This window comes from Klebsiella sp. Q2 (assembly GCF_009900705.1).
In the GTDB taxonomy this organism is placed as follows: domain Bacteria; phylum Pseudomonadota; class Gammaproteobacteria; order Enterobacterales; family Enterobacteriaceae; genus Klebsiella; species Klebsiella quasipneumoniae.
The window spans coordinates 600,454-618,801 of record NZ_JAAABE010000003.1 but is presented as its reverse complement, the minus strand read 5'-3'; the positions used below and the strand labels follow the sequence as shown (position 1 = coordinate 618,801).

Annotated in this window: 14 protein-coding genes; 5 read left to right on the top strand and 9 right to left on the bottom strand. The window is 59.8% G+C overall.

What is annotated here, in order from left to right; genetic code table 11:
• Positions 1-138: 138 nt before the first annotated feature.
• Positions 139-1,587, top strand: coding sequence for an anaerobic nitric oxide reductase flavorubredoxin (gene norV / locus GT756_RS14720; protein WP_017901376.1), 1,449 nt, complete (start codon positions 139-141; stop codon positions 1,585-1,587).
• Complete coding sequence (gene norW / locus GT756_RS14715; protein WP_064795130.1) at positions 1,584-2,717, top strand: NADH:flavorubredoxin reductase NorW; 1,134 nt, start codon at positions 1,584-1,586, stop codon at positions 2,715-2,717. Before norV ends, norW begins: the two co-directional genes overlap by 4 nt.
• Positions 2,718-3,559: 842 nt before the next feature.
• Here norW and GT756_RS14710 read toward each other — a convergent pair.
• The gene (locus GT756_RS14710; protein ID WP_004205666.1) at positions 3,560-4,507 is read right to left on the bottom strand and encodes a hydroxyacid dehydrogenase; all 948 of its coding nucleotides are present in this window, start codon (positions 4,505-4,507) and stop codon (positions 3,560-3,562) included.
• Positions 4,504-5,199, bottom strand: coding sequence for an RraA family protein (locus tag GT756_RS14705; RefSeq protein WP_117263531.1), 696 nt, complete (start codon positions 5,197-5,199; stop codon positions 4,504-4,506). The genes GT756_RS14710 and GT756_RS14705 overlap by 4 nt, the downstream gene beginning before the upstream one ends.
• Before the next feature lie 166 nt (positions 5,200-5,365).
• Between GT756_RS14705 and GT756_RS14700 the strand changes: the two genes are divergently transcribed.
• A complete protein-coding gene (locus tag GT756_RS14700) occupies positions 5,366-6,082 on the top strand; it encodes an IclR family transcriptional regulator (protein ID WP_135683273.1) in 717 nt (238 codons plus the stop codon).
• A 38-nt stretch (positions 6,083-6,120) separates the two neighbouring features.
• Here the strand turns inward: GT756_RS14700 and GT756_RS14695 are convergent, their stop codons facing one another.
• From GT756_RS14695 to GT756_RS14665, 7 genes are all read right to left on the bottom strand, one after another.
• Positions 6,121-7,455, bottom strand: coding sequence for an MFS transporter (locus GT756_RS14695; protein WP_032456500.1), 1,335 nt, complete (start codon positions 7,453-7,455; stop codon positions 6,121-6,123).
• 58 nt (positions 7,456-7,513) lie between these two features.
• Positions 7,514-8,782, bottom strand: coding sequence for an MFS transporter (locus tag GT756_RS14690; RefSeq protein ID WP_043520692.1), 1,269 nt, complete (start codon positions 8,780-8,782; stop codon positions 7,514-7,516).
• Positions 8,772-9,827: an amidohydrolase gene (locus tag GT756_RS14685; protein WP_053810030.1), complete on the bottom strand. Its 1,056-nt coding sequence runs from the start codon at positions 9,825-9,827 to the stop codon at positions 8,772-8,774. The genes GT756_RS14690 and GT756_RS14685 overlap by 11 nt, the downstream gene beginning before the upstream one ends.
• A gap of 318 nt (positions 9,828-10,145) precedes the next feature.
• A complete protein-coding gene (locus GT756_RS14680) occupies positions 10,146-11,159 on the bottom strand; it encodes a HoxN/HupN/NixA family nickel/cobalt transporter (RefSeq protein WP_017899641.1) in 1,014 nt (337 codons plus the stop codon).
• On the bottom strand, positions 11,156-13,390 hold the full coding sequence (gene hypF, locus GT756_RS14675) for a carbamoyltransferase HypF (protein WP_048295436.1): 2,235 nt from the start codon (positions 13,388-13,390) through the stop codon (positions 11,156-11,158). The genes GT756_RS14680 and hypF overlap by 4 nt, the downstream gene beginning before the upstream one ends.
• An 8-nt stretch (positions 13,391-13,398) precedes the next feature.
• Entirely contained in the window at positions 13,399-13,926 is a 528-nt protein-coding gene (hydN, locus tag GT756_RS14670) for an electron transport protein HydN (protein WP_004205658.1), read from the bottom strand.
• Positions 13,927-14,061: 135 nt separating this feature from the next.
• Complete coding sequence (locus GT756_RS14665) at positions 14,062-15,075, bottom strand: LacI family DNA-binding transcriptional regulator (protein WP_135699174.1); 1,014 nt, start codon at positions 15,073-15,075, stop codon at positions 14,062-14,064.
• A 248-nt stretch (positions 15,076-15,323) separates the two neighbouring features.
• Between GT756_RS14665 and ascF the strand changes: the two genes are divergently transcribed.
• Positions 15,324-16,766: a PTS cellobiose/arbutin/salicin transporter subunit IIBC gene (ascF, locus tag GT756_RS14660; protein WP_048295440.1), complete on the top strand. Its 1,443-nt coding sequence runs from the start codon at positions 15,324-15,326 to the stop codon at positions 16,764-16,766.
• 26 nt (positions 16,767-16,792) lie between these two features.
• Positions 16,793-18,217, top strand: coding sequence for a 6-phospho-beta-glucosidase (locus GT756_RS14655; RefSeq protein ID WP_064178263.1), 1,425 nt, complete (start codon positions 16,793-16,795; stop codon positions 18,215-18,217).
• Positions 18,218-18,348 lie beyond the last annotated feature (131 nt).

Here is an 18,348-nt window from a genome sequence, read left to right as displayed (position 1 = left end):
TAATCATTGTCATTTTGACAGCAACGAAAATCATGAAAATTTAAAAATTCTTTTTATTCAATACTTTAAAAAACTGGCACGCAACTTGTAATACGCCAGGCAACTGAGTTTAAACACACTGTATTGATTGAGGTTGCTATGTCTATTGTGGTGAAAAATAACATTCTTTGGGTTGGCCAACGTGACTGGGAAGTGCGTGATTTCCACGGCACCGAATATAAAACGCTGCGCGGCAGCAGCTATAACAGCTATCTCATCCGCGAAGAGAAAAACGTGCTGATCGATACCGTCGATCATAAATTCAGCCGCGAGTTCGTGCAGAACCTGCGCCGCGAAATCGACCTCGCCGACCTCGACTACATCGTTATTAACCACGCCGAAGAGGACCACGCCGGCGCGTTGACTGAGCTGATGATGCAGATCCCGGATACGCCGATCTACTGCACCGCCAACGCCATCGACTCCATCAACGGTCATCACCACCATCCGGAGTGGAACTTCCACGTGGTGAAAACTGGCGACACTCTCGATATCGGCAACGGTAAGCAGCTGATCTTCGTCGAAACGCCAATGCTGCACTGGCCGGACAGCATGATGACCTACCTGACCGGCGACGCGGTGCTGTTCAGCAATGACGCCTTCGGGCAGCACTACTGCGACGAACATCTGTTCAACGATGAAGTGGACCAGAGTGAACTGTACGAACAGTGCCAGCGCTACTACGCCAACATCCTGACGCCCTTCAGCCGCCTGGTGACGCCGAAAATTAACGAAATCCTCGGCTTCAATCTGCCGGTAGCGATGATTGCCACCTCCCACGGCGTGGTCTGGCGCGATAACCCGACGCAAATCGTCGAGAAATACCTCGAATGGGCGGCGGATTATCAGGAAGATCGCATCACGATTTTCTACGACACCATGTCCAACAACACCCGCATGATGGCGGACGCCATTGCCCAGGGGATCACTGAGGTCGACCCACGGGTGGCGGTGAAAATCTTTAACGTCGCCCGCAGCGACAAAAACGACATCCTCACCAATGTTTTCCGCTCGAAGGGCGTGCTGGTGGGCACCTCTACCATGAACAACGTGATGATGCCGAAAATCGCCGGGCTGGTGGAAGAGATGACCGGGCTGCGTTTTCGCAACAAACGCGCCAGCGCCTTTGGCTCCCACGGCTGGAGCGGCGGCGCGGTAGACCGCCTGTCCACCCGCCTGCAGGATGCCGGGTTTGAGATGTCCCTGAGCCTGAAAGCCAAATGGCGCCCGGATATCGACGCGCTCGAACTGTGCCGCCAACACGGTCGCGACATCGCCCGCCAGTGGGCCCTCTCCCCGCTGCCGGTTGCTGAAGCGACAGTCACGCCGGAACAACAGGACTGCGCCTGTGCCGCCGCCACGGCCGCCGATCTCGGTCCCATGATGCAGTGCAGCGTCTGCCAGTGGGTGTATGACCCGGCGAAAGGCGAACCTAACCAGGATGTCCAGCCGGGTACGCCCTGGAGTGAAGTGCCGGACAATTTCCTTTGTCCTGAGTGTTCTCTTGGCAAAGATGTCTTTGACGTCCTGGCGATGGAGGCAAAATGAGTGATGGTATCGTCATCATCGGCTCGGGCTTCGCGGCCCGCCAGCTGGTGAAAAATATTCGTAAGCAGGATGCCGAAATCCCGCTGACCCTCATCGCCGCCGATAGCATGGATGAGTACAACAAGCCCGATCTCAGCCACGTCATCAGCCGCGGACAGCACGCCGACGATCTCACCCTGCAAAGCGCCGGCGAGTTCGCCGAGCAGTACAATCTGCGCCTGTTTCCCCATACCTGGGTGAACGATGTCGACGCTGAAAACCATCGGGTGAAAAGCCTGGATAAGCAGTGGCGCTACGACAAACTGGTGCTGGCCACCGGCGCCACGCCGTTTATCCCCCCGGTGCCGGGCCGCGAGCTGATGCTGACGCTGAACAGCCAGCGCGAATATGGCGCCGCGCAGAGCCAGCTCCGCGACGCCAGGCGGGTGCTGATCGTCGGCGGCGGCCTGATTGGCTGCGAGCTGGCAATGGATTTCTGTCGCGCCGGTAAAGCGGTAACGGTGGTTGATAACGCCGCCAGCGTACTGGCGGCGCTGATGCCGCCGGAGGTCAGCAGCCGTCTGCAGCATCGCCTCACCGGGATGGGCGTCCATCTGATGTTAAAAACGCAGCTGGAAGGGCTTGAGCATACCGCCGACGGCATCCGCGTTAGCCTCGATCGCCAGCGCGTGATAACCGTCGATGCAGTGGTGGCCGCCGCAGGCCTGCGCCCGGAAACCTCGCTGGCGCGCCACGCCGGATTGCAGATTAACCGCGGCGTGGTGGTCAATAGCCAGCTGCAAACCAGCGACCCGGCGATTTACGCCCTCGGCGACTGTGCGGAAATCAACGGTACGGTACTGCCGTTCCTGCAGCCGATTTTACTCAGCGCCATGTGCCTGAGTAAAAACCTGCTGGCGCAGACGGGAGAACTGAAACTGCCGCCGATGCTGGTGAAGGTGAAGACCCCGGATCTGCCGCTGCATCTGGCCGGCGATACCCGTCGCGAGGATCTGACGTGGAACATCGTGGCCGCCAAAGAGGGGCTGGTGGCGAAAGGGCTGGATGGTGAGAAGCAGCTGCGCGCCTTTGTGGTCAGCGAAGACAAGATGAAAGACGCCTTTGCCCTGCTCAAACAGCTGGTGAGTTGATGACCTTCCAGGCCGCCCTGTTGCGCCGTTAGTTTGCCGGGTGGCGCTACGCTTACCCGGCCTACAGGATCCACTCACAGGCTCACACCCCGTAGGCCCGCGCAAGCGCAGCGCCGCCGGGCAAGATATCAGGCACGGTATCCTTGATTTCGCCGGGTGGCGGCTGCACCTTACCCGGCCTACAGCCCCAAATCACCGCTGGCGCTGGGGTCGCTGAAACTGCCGGTGCTGACGGCCTCAAAATCGCTGAGACGTTCCCGGAAGGCCGGGGCAGCCCGCATGGATGCGGGCTGAGGGCCGTGTTTTGCACGGACGCTGCCTCGGCCCGACCCGAAGCCTGCAGGGATAAGTCGAAGGGACCGCGCAGCGGCGATTTTGCTGGCCGGAGCCCGGGGGTACAGGGGGCGGCGGCGACTGGCCGCCCCCTGTGCGCTCCCTGCGCCATGAAAGACATAACGCAGAAGATTAACCGGGAGCGCAATGTACGCTGAAGTTACAGGCAACAGACGCTGTTGCCGGAGTGACAAAGTGGCATTCCGATAACCGTATCTGCAATACACGCAGCGCCGCCGGGCAAGCATTGATTACCTCCCACGCAGCCCTGTTGCGCGGTTATTTTGCCGGGTGGCGCTACGCTTACCCGGCCTACGGATGTAACCCGTAAGCTCAAACATTGTAGGCCCGCGCAAGCGCAGCGCCGCCGGGCAAGCGTTGATTACCTCCCACGCAGCCTGTTGCGCGGTAATTTCGCCGGCTGGCGCTACGCTTACCCGGCCTGCGGACGCCGCCCGTAAGTGCATAAGGGCAGAATAATTAACCGGGAGCGCAGGTTCGGTTAACACTTAATACGTTGTTTCTGTCTGAGCCAACTCCTGCAGCACCTGCAGAATGTTGGCCGCGGCGGCGGTCCCCATTTTCACGTAAGAGGCATCGCTAACGCCGCCCACATGCGGAGAGAGAATGACATTATCGATCGCCTGCCAGATATGCGGCGTGGTTAATGGTTCACTATTAAAGCTGTCAAGCGCCGCCCAGCGCAAGGTCCCCGCTTTTAATGCCGCGGCCAGCGCCGCATCGTCAATCAACCCGCCGCGCGCGGTATTCACGAGGATGGCGCCCGGCTTACACTGCGCCAGCGTGGCGGCATTGATCATTCCCCTGTTTTGTTGCGTCAAAGGGCAATGAAGCGACAGCACATCGGCCTGCATGAGCAGCTCGCTAAGTTCAGCAACACGTTCACATTCCGGCGGAACCGCTTTCGCATAGGGATCGTAAGCCAGAACCTTCATGCCAAAGGCACAGGCAATCTTCGCAACCCGGCTGCCAATGGCGCCGAGGCCGATGAGTCCCAGCGTTCTGCCCTCAAGCTCAAGCGATTTATGCGTTGATTTATCCCAGTGCCCTTCGCGCAGGCGGCGATCAAGCGGAATGACCGACTTAGCACAGGCCAGAATTAACGCCCAGGTGTGTTCGGAAACCGCGGCGGCATTCGCCCCGGTCGCCGCGCGAACCAGAATGCCGCGCGCGGCAGCCGCCTCAACGTCAATGACATCGATGCCACTGCCATGTTTGGCAATCACCTTCAATGCAGGGGCGGCATCCATAACGGCGGCAGTGATGTGGCCATAGCGCACCAGGATGGCGACGGGATTGTGCTGCTGGCACAGCGCGATCAGCTGGGCCTCTGTAGGCTGGCGGCCGGCAAAGACAAGTTCGTAATCTTCCAGCATCCCCAGCGCCGCGTCAGCCAAATCGCTGCCGGTAATCAGTATGACATTTTTAGCGCTCATGGCAGTGTCTCCCCTTCGCTCAGCATCCCCGCCTGACGCAGAGCGCTCTCCAGCCAGTGCGGACGAAGGTCGCCGTCGCGGATAGCAACCAGACGTTTTGATTCCATTTCCAGTTTACCTTTCGCCAGCTCGATGATAGTGCGGACTTCATCGCGCGGGATAACAACCACGCCGTCAATATCCCCTACCACTAAGTCACCTGCCTGCACCGCGGCGCCAGCGACCGAAATGGCATGATTGACCCGGCCAGGAATGAACTTGGTGGGGCCGCACGGATTCAGGCCGGCTGCGAAAACCGGAAAGCGTTGTTTACTTAAGGTTTCCGCATCACGAACAGCGCCATCGATGACGATCCCGGCGATACCGCTGGCCTGCGCCTGCGTTGCCATGATCTCTCCCAGCAGCGCGCAGGAGAGATCGCCCTTCCCGTCGATGACCAGCACGTCGCCAGGTTTGGCGACGGCCATTGCGGCGTGAATAGCCAGATTATCCCCTGGGCGTACCTCTACGGTAATCGCCGGCCCGGCAACCGTCATATGCGGCGCCAGCGGCTTGATGCGGCCATGTAATGTGCCACGGCGTCCGGCTACGTCAGCCAGGATGGCGGCCTGAAATTCGGCAGCCTGACGGACCTCTTCCGCGTCAACACGCGCAATATCAAGATTGATGAGTTTCTGTTGTGAAGCAGGCATGGTGACTCTCCATTTGTTTTACCAGGTACAACTTGTGTGTACTATATAAAACAACTATACGAGCATTGCGTCGCTTTTCGCCAGTGTTGCGAAGTTGTTTGTGATGTAAACACGAAGTTACTCACAAAATTCAGGTACAATTTTGGTCGGCAAAAAGGAGAACATGATGGGGAATGAAGGCGTAATTGCCGTTGAAAAGGCGCTGGCTTTACTTGACTGCTTCCGTCCCGGTAATGACAGTCTGACGTTAACCGAGCTGGCCCAGCTTTCGGGATATCACAAAACAACCGTTTATCGCCTGATGAATTCGCTTGAGCGAATGAACTACATCATCCGGCACGACGATGGCTCCTATACGCTCGGCCACCGTTTGCTCTATCTCGGCAAGCTCTATGAGCAATCATTTGAACTTGCCAGAGTCGTACAGCCGGAATTACAGGCGCTGTCGCAGGCCTCCAGCGAAAGCGCAAGCTGGTATGTGATTGAGGGTGGGCAACGCCTGTGCCTGTTCCGCGCCGAAGCCTCCCAGGGATTACGCCACAGCAACCTGCCTGGCAGCCAGTTCCCGCTGGATGGTTCCGCTATCAGCAAGGTTTTACGCCACTGGGGATTGGGTGAATCGTTGCCGGAAGACGAGTCGACGCTGCCGTTCTATACCTCCGGCGCGCGCGACCCGCACACTGCGGCCTTCGCAATGCCTGTTTTTGGCGTCCACGATAAACTGATCGCGGCGCTGGCCCTGACCGGGCCGGCATCGCGTCTGACGGAAGATCGTAAAACGAGCGGCATCAGCCAGCTCATGCAGGAGACGGCCAACCGCCTGTCGCTCAAGCTAGGGGCCAGCAAGCCTTTCTGCGAAACGTTTTACGGTGTGAAAGAGTAGCTTTGCTGAGAAGGCGGGAAAAATCCCGCCTTTGCTTATTAATGGGTCACCTGTTTTTCCTGCCTGGCAGACTGCGAGTAACGGCGCCCCATCGCCAGCACCGCAATGCCGCCTGCCAGACACAAGGCGGCCAGCGGCAGCATCGCCAGCGTATAGCTTCCTGTCCGTTCGCTAATAATGCCATAGGCATTCACCATCACCGCGCCGCCAATCAGGTTGGCGATCGCGCCGATGGCCGCCAGCCCGGCGGCAGCTGACGTGCTGCTCATCCAGCCCGATGCCAGCGCCCAGAAGGGGCCCTTCGCCGCATATGCTCCAATCAGTATGGTACTGAGGATCATAATGGTGGCCGGCAGCGATAGATTGATAAATGCCGCGAACACGCCAGCCGCAATCATAAAGAGGGCAAGGGCCGTGTGCCAGCGGCGTTCATTATTCCGGTCCGAACTGCGTCCCCATACAATCATCAGCACCGAGGCCAGGCCATAGGGGATGGCATTCAGCAGCCCGGTGGTCAGGTTATCAAGATGGAACGACTTCAGCAGCTGTGGAGACCAGACGCTTAGCGTGGTGCCGGCAGAAGAAGCGCCAGCGTAAATCAGCGCCATAAGCCAGATCTGGCGATGCTTCAACAGTTGCCATGTCGTGGTGTGGCCGATCTGTGTCTGCTGTTGCCGCTCTGCCTGAAGGGTGTTTTCCAGCCACGTTTTTTGCCGCTCGGTTAACCAGCCAGCCTGGTGAGGGCGGTCGCGCAGAATAAAAAACGCGGCTATTCCCAGCAGTACCGCCGGCAGCCCTTCAATAATGAATAACAGATGCCAACCACGCAGCCCTAACCAGCCATCCAGGGTCAGGATCAACCCTGAAAGCGGTGAACCGATAAAGTTAGCCAGCGGAATGGCCACCATAAAAGAGGCAATGATGCGCGCACGGTAGCGCGACGGGATCCACCAGGTAAGATAGAGCACCACGCCCGGGAAGAAACCCGCTTCGGCGGCACCCAGTAAAAAACGGACGATATAGAGTGAGGTGGTATTTTGCACCAGCGCCATACACATCGATACCACTCCCCAGCTAATCATAATGCGCGGCAGCCACAAGCGTGCGCCCACCTTCTGCATCGCCAGATTGCTGGGTACTTCAAAAATAAAGTAGGCGACAAAATACAAACTGCTGGCGAAACCAAAAGCCGCCTTACTTAGCCCCAGATCCTCATTCATCTGCAGCGCAGCCATACCTATATTGCCCCGGTCAATAATCGACACCAGGTAGCTCACCACCAGGAACGGAAGGATGCGCCAGATAACCCGCCGCATGGTCTCTTTTTCCAGCGCGTCGTTATCGGTCGCGCGGTTCGGTAATTGATCGGTCATGGTTTCCTCGCAGGGTTTCATTATGTTTATCAGGAAAACGATGTAGAGATGAAATACGTTACTTCAGCTTGATGCCTCTGGTTTCCGGCGCTCGCCACACCACCAGCATCGCCGCAAGGAAAGCAACCACGGTCGTCGCCAGTCCCGCGGTGAAACCGCCGGCATTGGCGACAGCGCCAATCAGTAGCGGCGCAATAAATCCGCCCAGACGGCCTCCGTTATAGGCGAGCCCCATCAGGAAGCCCCGGGAAGAGGTGTCCCCGATGATTTCCGCCAGGAAGGGTCCGGAGCCCGCAAAAATACCGTTAACCCCGAAACCGGCCATGAAAATCGCCACCATCAGAATGATGGGTTGAGTGGTCACAAGGTAAAGCGCGACGGCAATGGCGCCCGTTAACAGATAAATCAGGAACATTGGACGGCGTCCCCACTTATCCGCCAGCACCGAAAACACCAGAAACCCCGCGATGGCCCCAGCCTGCAGCGCAAGTACAAATTTCAGACTGTGCAGAAAATCCAGGTGTTTGACTTCTCGCAGATAGGTGGGTGTCCAGGTAAATACGCCCCAGAACAGATACTGAATAAAAAAGATAAAGACAAAGGCCAGCAGCAGACCTCGCAGATTGTGTTTCCCCAGCTTCGCGGCAGGTTGACTACTCGTCGCCTTCGCCTGTTGACGAGCAAGCCAAACCTGCGATTCCGGTGTGAACCAGGCCACCACGCTCATAATGAACACCGGCAGCGCGCCGATCATAAACAGATAGCGCCATGCCCCCTGCTCCAGGCCGCCATTAACCGAGCTGACGATTGCCGTCAGGCTGATGGCCAGAATCGCGCCAACGGGCAACCCCATTTGCATCAGCGCGCCGCCGCGCGCGCGCCGCTCTGGCCGCCAGGTTTCCGCAATCAGCGCCGCGCCCGATGTCCACATTCCGCCCATACCCAGCGCGCCGCAAAAACGTAACAGCGCGAAATGTTGTTGATCGTGCGTAAAGGCTAACAGGCCGGAAAAGAGTGAATAGATGGCGATACAGGTCAGCGCCGTTTTTACACGGCCAATTTTGTCGGCGATAAAACCAAACAGGATCCCGCCAATAATCTGCCCCCCGGCCGTGACGCTGATAAACAGCCCAAGCTCGGTTTTATTAATACCGAACACCACGCCCAGTACTGGCAACAGCAATGAAAGCAGAAAGGAGTCATAGCTTTCAAATGTCCAGCCAAGGCCGCCCAGCGCCAGCGTCCGCCTCTCAGCAACGCGCTGTGGCAATGTGTCAGGCGTCGCTTTAGTCGCAGTAAATTGATTCAGCTCGCTTTTACTGGTCATTGATCTTCTCCACAGAGGTTAACCGATAACAGGTTGCGGCAGTGCGCCAGAACAACTGCGCCTGTTCGCCAGGGGACATCTGTTGCGCCAGGCGTTTGCAGGCGTTCCAGAAAACGCCGTAGCTGAACATGCCTTTATCGACCGGAAAGTTGCTGGCGAACATGCAGCGTTCCGCACCGAAAAGCGAAACGATGGTCTCAAACCACGGTTGCCAGGCCTGTGCCAGCATTTGCGAATCCGGCGGTGTTTCTGCCGCTGCGAAGGGAAATCCCCTGACCGTCATACCAAATCCGCTAATTTTTACGCATACGTTCGGCAGTTCCGCCAGATGTCGCATACTGTTTCGCCACTGCTGAAACATGTCTGGATCCCGTTCTGAATAGGGTCCAACGCCGACTGGCCCGCCACAGTGATCGAGCACAATCTGAAGCGTTGGTATGTGCCGCGCCAGCTCGGCAATTTCATCCAGTTGCGTGTGGTAAACCCACACATCAAGCGACAATCCATTTTTCGCAAGGCAGAGAGCGCCCCGATGGAACGGATCGCTCAGCGCCAGTCCTGGCGGTGGCGTAACCGGGCTGGACGTGACCCGCGGATCGGGATGCCAGGCCAACGGATTGCGCATCCCACGCAGCCGCCCGCCGGATAACGCTATCGCGCTCTCGATGGCAGGCTGCATCGCATCGCCCGCCAGCAAGCTAAGGCCGCCGATGACGGCTTCGCATCCGAGCGCGTTTGCATAATGTCCGCTGGCGAACATCGCGGCGATACCGCTGGCAAACTCGATTTCACCAAGCGGTTTAAGCGTCTCCGGCCCGTCGCGACGCAACATGGAGCGGCATTGCACGTAGACCGATGAGACAACGCGATGCCCTGAGGTCTGGATATCGTCGCTGAACTCATGGGTGAGATAGCGGCCGGTTTGCCGATCCCAAAGATGATGATGCGCATCAATGATGGGCAGCTCGGGTTGTAATGGCGCTTCACGATGTAACGCAAGCCACTCGTTTCTGACCGCAAGGTGCGGCGCGGTAACGATCTCCATGAATACCTCGTTTTGTTTTACCCTGTACAACAGTGTTTTATTTTACAAAACTACTATAACGAGGCTGCCGTGTTTTTATCCAGTTAACGAATGGTTTAAATGATGTAAATAAGAGGTGAATCACAGATGCTGCGGGTCGTTAAAACGAAGAGAAATGAAGATTTGATAAAAATAATAATTTTTCAATGAGTTAAATAAGTGAGCTGATTAACGTAGAGCGATGGTTCGTGACGACCGGTGGGAACCTGCGCAGAGAAGCGCCGCCAGAGAGTGATGATCGCCCGGCTTAGCGCAGCGCAAGCCGGGAAAATGCTGAACCTAACGCGCCAGATTATCGTAGCCGCGCCAGCGATAATTGAGCACCGACAGCGCCCAACAGGCGACAAACAGCCCGACCACCACAAACCCGGCGTCGCCGAGGTTGTCGTTTAACGCCCCTACCCAGCGCCATATTCCGCCGCTGAGAGCAAACTTATCCATCAGCAGACCCAGCGCTTCCAGGCCGCCGATAAACAGCGCCACCACCACCGAAGTGCCGGTGATGGTCATGTTGTAGTAAAGCTTGCGCTGCGGCTTGCTGAACGCCCAGCCGTAGGCGCCGACCATCAGCACGTTATCGAGGGTGTCCACCAGCGCCATGCCGCTGGCGAACAGCGCCGGGAAGACCATAATCGACCAGACGGAAATCCCGCTCGACGCGCCGGCGGCGGAGATGCCCAGCACGCCGATTTCGGTGGCGGTATCAAACCCGAGGCCGAACAGGAAACCGACCAGGTACATCTGCCAGCTACGGCTGACCAGACGAAAGGTTTTGCCAAACAGCCAGCTCATCACCCCGCCGCCGCTGACGATCTCGTCGCTCAACGGCTCACCCCGCTTCCACGCCCGAAAGCTACGCCAGACGCTGCGCAATATCACCAGGTTGATAAAGGCCATCGCCAGCAGAAACAGCGCCGACACAGCGGTGCCGATGACGCTACCGGTGTCGTGCAGCCAGTTCATCTGCGCGCTGAAGGCCGTGGCGGTAGCGGCAATCGCTGCCGAGGCCAGCACCACAATCGACGAGTGGCCCAGCGAGAACCAGGCCCCGACGGCGAAGGGCCGCCGCCCCTGCTGCATCATCTTGCGGGTGACGTTATCAATCGCCGCGATATGATCGGCGTCCACTGCGTGGCGCAGGCCGTAGCCCCAGGCCAGCAGGCTGGCGGCCATTAGCGCGCCGCTGTCGCCAAAGGCCTGCAGCGCCCAGCACCAGGCCAGTAAGTTCGCCGCGATCAACCCCAACACCAGGCCCGCGGCGCGCGGCTGCTGGCGTAAAACTGTCATTATCATTGTTGTGTTCCTTGAGCCTGAACGCGAGCGGCGGCGATCACCGCCTGACCATAGGCGATTGCGCCGTCGCCGGCCGGCAACTGCTGCGCAAACAGCAGAGTAAAATCCGCCAGATAAAAGGTCAATCGCGCCGCCAGCAGACGGTTATGCAGCACCCCACCGCTGCAGACAATCGTGTCGATGCCGCGGGCAGTCGCACAGTCGCGGGCCATCGCCGCCAGTCCGCAGGCCAGGGCGTCATGAAATGCCCAGGCTTTTTGCGCCGGGCTCGCCTGCCAGCGCAGCCACTGCCGCCAGAAGGTGGCCAGGTCCAGCGCATTGCCGCGCCACGGCAGCGTGACCGGATGGCTGACGCCGGGGCAGCTGGCGGCCAGCGCCTCCAGCCGACAGGCCGCCTCCCCCTCATAGCTCAGGCTCTCCGGGGCGCAGTCCAGCGCGCAGGCGACGGCATCAAACAGCCGTCCGCAGGACGAGGCGCGCGGCGCGTTAATACCGCGGTCGATGGCCTGCGCCAGCAGCGGCCAGTTGCGCTGGCGCAGCGTGCCGGTCTGCGGGTAATCCTGCCAGTCAGGGACAAAAGCCAGGCACTGAGCCAGCAGATTACGCCACGGCTGACGCGCCGCCAGGTCGCCGCCCGGCAGGGCGACAGCCGGCAGCCCGCCGAGATGTTCGCACTGGCGATAGTTAACCCGCAGGCACTCCCCTCCCCATAGCGCGCCGTTCTCCCCCATGCCGATTCCGTCGAGGATCAGGGCGATAACGTCTCCGCCGTCGAGCGGCCAGCGGTGCTCTGCCAGGCACGCCGCAGCGTGAGCATGGTGATGCAGCACGGTCTCCACCGGCAGCGGCAGAGCCGCTCCCCACTGCGTCGATCGATAGCCAGGATGGGCGTCAACCACCACCCGCTGCGGCGCAAAGGCGAAGATGTTCTGCATCAGCTGCAGCGCGCTGCGCCACTGCTGCTCGACGCCCTCCTCGCCAAGATCGCCGAAGTGCTGGCTGAGAACCGCTTCGCCCCCGCGCGCCAGGCAGAAGGTGTTTTTCATGTCCGCGCCCAGCGCCAGCAGCGGCGGCACCTTGTCCAGACCCGGCGGCAGCGGCAGCGCATCCGGGACATAGCCCCGGGCGCGGCGCAGCATTTCTCCGCTCGAGCGCACCAGAGAATCATCCAGCCGCTGCACGATATCGCGGTTATGGAGCAAAAAGCCGTCGGCGATGTCGGCTAAGTCGTTGAGTGCTTCAGTATTACTTAACGCCGGCGGGCGGCCGCTAAGGTTGCCGGAGGTCATCACGATAGGGCGCGCCAGCGCCTGCAGAAGCAAATGCTGCAGCGGATTAGACGGCAGCATCACCCCAACTTCCGCAAGCCCTGGCGCAATCTCGTCGCACAGGCCGGAGACCTGCGCTTTGCTAATCAGTACGATGGGCGCCGCCGGGGAGTCCATCAGCGCCACGGCGTCGGCAGGTAACCCCGCCGCAGAGGGCAGCATCACCGCCAGCGGTTTCGCCGGACGGTGTTTCCTCGCCCGCAGCGTGGCAACAGCAGCGGGGTTGCCGGCGTCGCAGGCCAGATGAAAGCCGCCGACGCCTTTTATCGCCACGATGTCGCCCGCCGCCAGCCGGGCGATAGCCGCCTGCAGCGCCGCCTCACCGCGCCGCACTTCACCCTGGGCCCGCCACTCCAGCCGCGGCCCGCAGTCGGGGCAGGCCACCGGCTGGGCGTGAAAGCGGCGATCGGCGGGATCGCGGTATTCCGCCTCGCAGGGCGGACAGAGCGGAAACGGCGCCATCGCGGTAAGAGGCCGGTCGTAAGGCATGGCACGAATGATGGTCAACCGCGGCCCGCAGTGGGTGCAGTTGATAAAGGGGTAGCGATAGCGGCGCGCCCGGGGATCATTCATCTCCGCGAGGCACGCCGGGCAGGTCGCGGCATCGGGCACGATCTGGGTGCGCATCCGCCCCGCCCCGCTCTCACGGATGGTGAAGCCCTGCGGCGGAGCCGCCCAGCGATAAGGGGCGCAGTCGGCGCTGTCGACCCGCGCCAGCGGCGGGCAGTGGGCAGCGAGGGCGGCAGTAAAACCGTCATCGCCCCCGGCCAGCCGCACCAGAACGCCCTCGCCGTCGTTACAGACATCGCCGCAGCGAGCCTGCCTCTGAGCCAGCTGCCAGACAAAGGGGCGGAACCCCACCCCCTGCACCTTACCGCGAATGCGGATTTGCACCCCGTTCATGCCAGAGGTTACCAGGCCAGCGCCGTGCGGCGACGTTTCTCTTGGTTCATCTGCTCCAGCTTGTTGCGGTCTACGCAGACCAGGGCGTGCGTCGGGCAGACCTCCATGCAGGCCGGGCCGCTGTCGCGGTGGAAGCAGAGATCGCACTTGTTGGCTTCGGCTTTTTCCGCCACGACGTTCAGTCCGGCGCCGCTATGGCGGATCACCGGCCGCACCACTACCTCCATCGCCCCGTACGGGCAGGCGACGACGCAGGTTTTGCAACCGATGCAGCGCTCCTGCATCACGTGAACAAAGCCTTTATCGCGACTGATAGCGCCGTTCGGGCAGACGTTGGCGCAGGGAGCGTCCTCACACTGACGGCAGGCGGTGGCCGTGGAGACATTGACCCCTTTTATCACATGAATACGCGGCTGAAAGGTGTGCGGCGTCAGGGAGGCGCAGTCCTGATGTTCCTGATGGGACACCACGCAGGCCACTTCGCAAGTGCGACAGCCGATGCATTTGCTCGCATCGGCGATAATGAAACGGTTCATCCATTTCTCCAGCAGTAAGAGGGTTAGGCGCCGGAGTATGCATAATACGTTCCAATTTTTATATTATTGATAATAAATAGATTTTAATCGGTGATGCGCTGTCATCGTCAGTAGTGACGATGACAGCTGACGACGTCAGGCGCAGGGACCCGCCACCAGCGACTCACGCTCGATCAGCGCCCCTGGGAAACTCTGCTGAACATTGAATTCCCCGCCATCGAGCATAAATATCAGGCGATTAATGCTCTCTTTAATCATCTCCGTCACCGGCACCCGGACGCTGGCGAGCGACGGCACCATGTACGGCGCCAGCACAATATCGTCAAACCCCACCACCGAGACCTGCTCCGGCACCTTAATGCCCAGCTGGTGAAGCTGCTTCATCGCCCCGATGGCCATATCGTCATTGCTTGCCACCAGCGCGCTGTAGGTCACCCCGCGCTGACGCAGGCTCTCCACTGCCGCCGCGCCGGTTTCCGGCGTCCAGCGCCCTTCGGCGATGAGCGCCTCGTTCAGGGTAACGCCGTGGCCAGCCAGCGCGTCTTTGTAGCCGGCAAGACGCTCAACGCCGGTGGGCGAGTCAAGGGAGCCGGTAATAAAAGCGATATCGCGGTGGCCCAGGGCAATCAGCCGCTCCACCACCCGCATCGCCGACGCTTTTTGATCGGACCAGACGCAGTGGCTGGCGTGGCGGCGCAGGCGGCGGTTAAGCACCATGATCGGCTGCGAGTGGTTCTCAACGATCTCATCCATCTCGTCGACAGTGAGAAAACGCGGGTAGATGATGATCGCATCGCAGCGCAGATCCAGCAGGTACTGGATCGCCTCCCGCTCCTCTTGCGCGCTGTGCTTGCCATCCGCGAGGATCAGCTGCCGCCCCTGGTCCTCGGTCATCCGCGCCACCTGATACAGCAGCTCGCTGAAATAGACGCCGTGGTACAGGGTATTGGTCACCACCAGGCCGAGGGTTTGCGTGGTTTTGGTCGCCAGGTTGCGCGCCAGCAGATTCGGTCGGTAGCCGCTCTCCGCCACCGCCTTAAACACCCGGTCTTTGGTCTCCTGGCTGACATAGCCGTTGCCCGACAGCACCCGCGACACGGTCGCCTTCGATACCCCCGCGCGCTTAGCGACCTCCAGCATCGTTGCCATGTGATTCTTCCTGTTGCAAAAGTTGCAGGCAGTGTACTGCACGTTTCCCGCTTTTACAGCACTCCCCTGCTCACCGCGACGATTAGCGATCAAAATCACAAAACTGAGATCATATTTTTTTATTTCTTGTGCAATCAAATGAAACTAACCATGATTTTGTGGAACCGGTTTCCTATAAAGCATGGTATCGCCCGGCGATGCGGCGCGGTAACAGATCAGTACCCTATTGATAAACAGGATAAAATCCGATGTCGAAAAATTATGCAGCCCTGGCGCAACAGATAGTCGCGGCATTAGGCGGAGTCGATAACGTCGTCGCCGTGACCCACTGCATGACTCGTCTGCGTTTCGTGGTCAAAGACAACGAACAGGTCGATAGCCCTACACTGAAAGGCCTGACCGGGGTGCTCGGCGTCGTGCGCAGCGATAACCAGTGCCAGGTGATCATCGGCAACACGGTCTCACAGGCCTATCGCGAGGTGGTGAATCTGCTGCCCGGCGACCTGCGCCCGGTCGAGCCGCAGGGCAAAGCGCCGGTCACCCTGAAACGCATCGGCGCCGGGATCCTTGACGCGCTGATCGGCACCATGTCGCCGCTGATCCCGGCGATTATCGGCGGATCGATGGTCAAGTTGCTGGCGATGATCCTTGAGATGAGCGGCGCGTTGCCGAAAGGCTCGCCGACGCTGACCCTCCTGACGCTTATCGGCGACGGCGCATTTTTCTTCCTGCCGCTGATGGTGGCCGCCTCCGCGGCGGTGAAATTCAAAACCAATATGTCGCTGGCCATCGCTATCGCCGGGGTGCTGGTGCATCCCGGGTTTATCGAATTAATGGCCAAAGCCGCTCAGGGCGAACACGTTGAATTTGCCTTTATCCCGGTGACCGCGGTGAAATACACCTACACGGTGATCCCGGCGCTGGTGATGACCTGGTGCCTGTCGTATATCGAACGCTGGGTGGATCGCATTACCCCGGCGGTGACGAAAAACTTCCTTAAGCCAATGCTGATCGTGCTGATCGCCGCCCCGCTGGCGATCCTGCTGATTGGCCCGCTCGGCATCTGGATCGGTAGCGCCATTTCCGCGCTGGTCTATACGATCCACAGCTATCTCGGCTGGCTGTCGGTGGCGATCATGGGCGGGCTGTGGCCGCTGCTGGTGATGACCGGCATGCACCGGGTCTTTACGCCGACCATCATTCAGACCATCGCCGAAACCGGCAAAGAGGGCATGGTAATGCCGTCGGAGATCGGCGCTAACCTGTCGCTCGGCGGCTCTTCGCTGGCGGTGGCGTGGAAAACCAAAAACCCGGAACTGCGCCAGACGGCGCTGGCCGCCGCGGCATCGGCGATTCTGGCCGGGATTTCCGAACCGGCGCTGTACGGCGTGGCGGTGCGCCTGAAACGCCCGCTGATCGCCAGCTTGATCAGCGGCTTTATCTGCGGCGCGGTGGCGGGTATCGCCGGACTGGCCAGCCACTCGATGGCGGCGCCGGGGCTGTTCACCAGCGTGCAGTTTTTCGATCCAGCCAATCCAATGACCATCGTCTGGGTGTTTGGCGTGATGGCGCTGTCGGTAGTGCTGTCGTTTGCCCTGACGCTGATCCTCGGCTTTGAAGATATTCCCGTTGAACAGGCCGCCGCCGACGCCCGAGCGCGCCAGGCCCAGGCCCAGGCAACCCACGCCTGAACACATCATTGATAACGAGGTAACGCATGGCGAGTTTCCCACAGGGATTTTTATGGGGCGGCGCACTGGCCGCCAACCAGTCTGAAGGCGCATGGCGCGAAGGGGGGAAAGGGATGGCCACCGTGGATACCCTCCCCCACGGCGCCCACCGTCTGCCGGTAAAATTAGGCCTGGAGAAGCGCTTCACGCTTCGCGAAGACGAATTCTACCCCAGCCACGAGGCGATCGATTTCTACCACCGCTACAAGGAAGATATCGCCCTGATGGCGGAGATGGGGTTCAGCGTCTTTCGCACCTCCATCGCCTGGAGCCGCCTGTTCCCGCGCGGCGACGAGCAGCAGCCGAATCCGCAGGGCATCGCCTTCTATCGCTCGCTGTTCGAAGAGTGCAAAAAGCACGGTATCGAGCCGCTGGTCACGCTGTGCCATTTTGACGTGCCGATGCACCTGGTAATGGAGTACGGCTCCTGGCGCAACCGCAAAATGGTGGATTTCTTCAGCCACTACGCCCGCACCTGCTTTGAAGCTTTTGACGGTCTGGTGAAATACTGGCTCACCTTCAATGAAATCAACATCATGCTGCACAGCCCCTACTCCGGCGCCGGTCTGGTGTTTGAAGCGGGAGAAAACCAGGAGCAGGTGAAGTACCAGGCCGCGCATCACGAGCTGGTGGCCAGCGCGCTGGCGACAAAAATCGCCCACGAGATAAACCCGCAAAATCAGGTCGGCTGCATGCTGGCGGGCGGTAATTTCTACCCTTACTCCTGCAAGCCGGAAGATGTCTGGATGGCGCTGGAGAAGGACCGCGAAAATCTTTTCTTTATTGACGTCCAGGCGCGCGGCGCCTACCCGGTGTGGGCCGCGCGGGTGTTCCGGGAAAAGGGGGTCACCATTGCGAAGCAGCCGGGCGATGACGAGATCCTCAAAAACACCGTCGATTTCGTCTCCTTTAGCTACTACGCCTCACGCTGCGCCTCGGCGGAGATGAACGCCAGCAACACCAATGCCGCCAATATCGTCAAGTCGCTGAAGAACCCGCACATTCCGGCCAGCGAATGGGGCTGGGGCATCGACCCGCTGGGTCTGCGTATCACCATGAACATGATGTACGACCGCTATCAGAAGCCGCTGTTCCTGGTGGAAAACGGGCTCGGCGCCCGGGACGAGATCGACGCCAGGGGCGAGATCAATGACGACTATCGCATCAGCTACCTGCGCGAGCACATCAAGGCGATGCGCGACGCCATCGGCGACGGTATTCCGGTGCTGGGTTACACCAGCTGGGGCTGTATCGATCTGGTCTCGGCGTCAACCGGCGAGATGAGCAAACGCTACGGCTTTGTCTATGTCGATCGCGACGACGCCGGCAACGGCACGCTGGCGCGCAAGCGTAAAAAGTCGTTCTTCTGGTACCAGAAGGTGATAGCCAGCAACGGCGCCGACCTCGACTAAGCGCGTCTCCGGCGCTCGCCCGTCTCCCTGCGCTGACCGGGGGACGGGCGTCTGCTTTCTGTTGCATCCATTACATGTTTTTTTCTCGAGCCTGATTCCAGTTTCTGGTTTGCCTCCCGTTCACAACAACT

What these genes read in the sequence shown, in the direction of transcription:
- norV (WP_017901376.1), top strand. Translation starts at nt 139, where the DNA reads ATGTCTATTGTGGTGAAAAATAACATTCTTTGGGTTGGCCAACGTGAC.
- norW (WP_064795130.1), top strand. Translation starts at nt 1,584, where the DNA reads ATGAGTGATGGTATCGTCATCATCGGCTCGGGCTTCGCGGCCCGCCAG.
- GT756_RS14710 (WP_004205666.1), bottom strand. Translation starts at nt 4,507, where the DNA reads ATGAGCGCTAAAAATGTCATACTGATTACCGGCAGCGATTTGGCTGAC.
- GT756_RS14705 (WP_117263531.1), bottom strand. Translation starts at nt 5,199, where the DNA reads ATGCCTGCTTCACAACAGAAACTCATCAATCTTGATATTGCGCGTGTT.
- GT756_RS14700 (WP_135683273.1), top strand. Translation starts at nt 5,366, where the DNA reads ATGGGGAATGAAGGCGTAATTGCCGTTGAAAAGGCGCTGGCTTTACTT.
- GT756_RS14695 (WP_032456500.1), bottom strand. Translation starts at nt 7,455, where the DNA reads ATGACCGATCAATTACCGAACCGCGCGACCGATAACGACGCGCTGGAA.
- GT756_RS14690 (WP_043520692.1), bottom strand. Translation starts at nt 8,782, where the DNA reads ATGACCAGTAAAAGCGAGCTGAATCAATTTACTGCGACTAAAGCGACG.
- GT756_RS14685 (WP_053810030.1), bottom strand. Translation starts at nt 9,827, where the DNA reads ATGGAGATCGTTACCGCGCCGCACCTTGCGGTCAGAAACGAGTGGCTT.
- GT756_RS14680 (WP_017899641.1), bottom strand. Translation starts at nt 11,159, where the DNA reads ATGATAATGACAGTTTTACGCCAGCAGCCGCGCGCCGCGGGCCTGGTG.
- hypF (WP_048295436.1), bottom strand. Translation starts at nt 13,390, where the DNA reads ATGAACGGGGTGCAAATCCGCATTCGCGGTAAGGTGCAGGGGGTGGGG.
- hydN (WP_004205658.1), bottom strand. Translation starts at nt 13,926, where the DNA reads ATGAACCGTTTCATTATCGCCGATGCGAGCAAATGCATCGGCTGTCGC.
- GT756_RS14665 (WP_135699174.1), bottom strand. Translation starts at nt 15,075, where the DNA reads ATGGCAACGATGCTGGAGGTCGCTAAGCGCGCGGGGGTATCGAAGGCG.
- ascF (WP_048295440.1), top strand. Translation starts at nt 15,324, where the DNA reads ATGTCGAAAAATTATGCAGCCCTGGCGCAACAGATAGTCGCGGCATTA.
- GT756_RS14655 (WP_064178263.1), top strand. Translation starts at nt 16,793, where the DNA reads ATGGCGAGTTTCCCACAGGGATTTTTATGGGGCGGCGCACTGGCCGCC.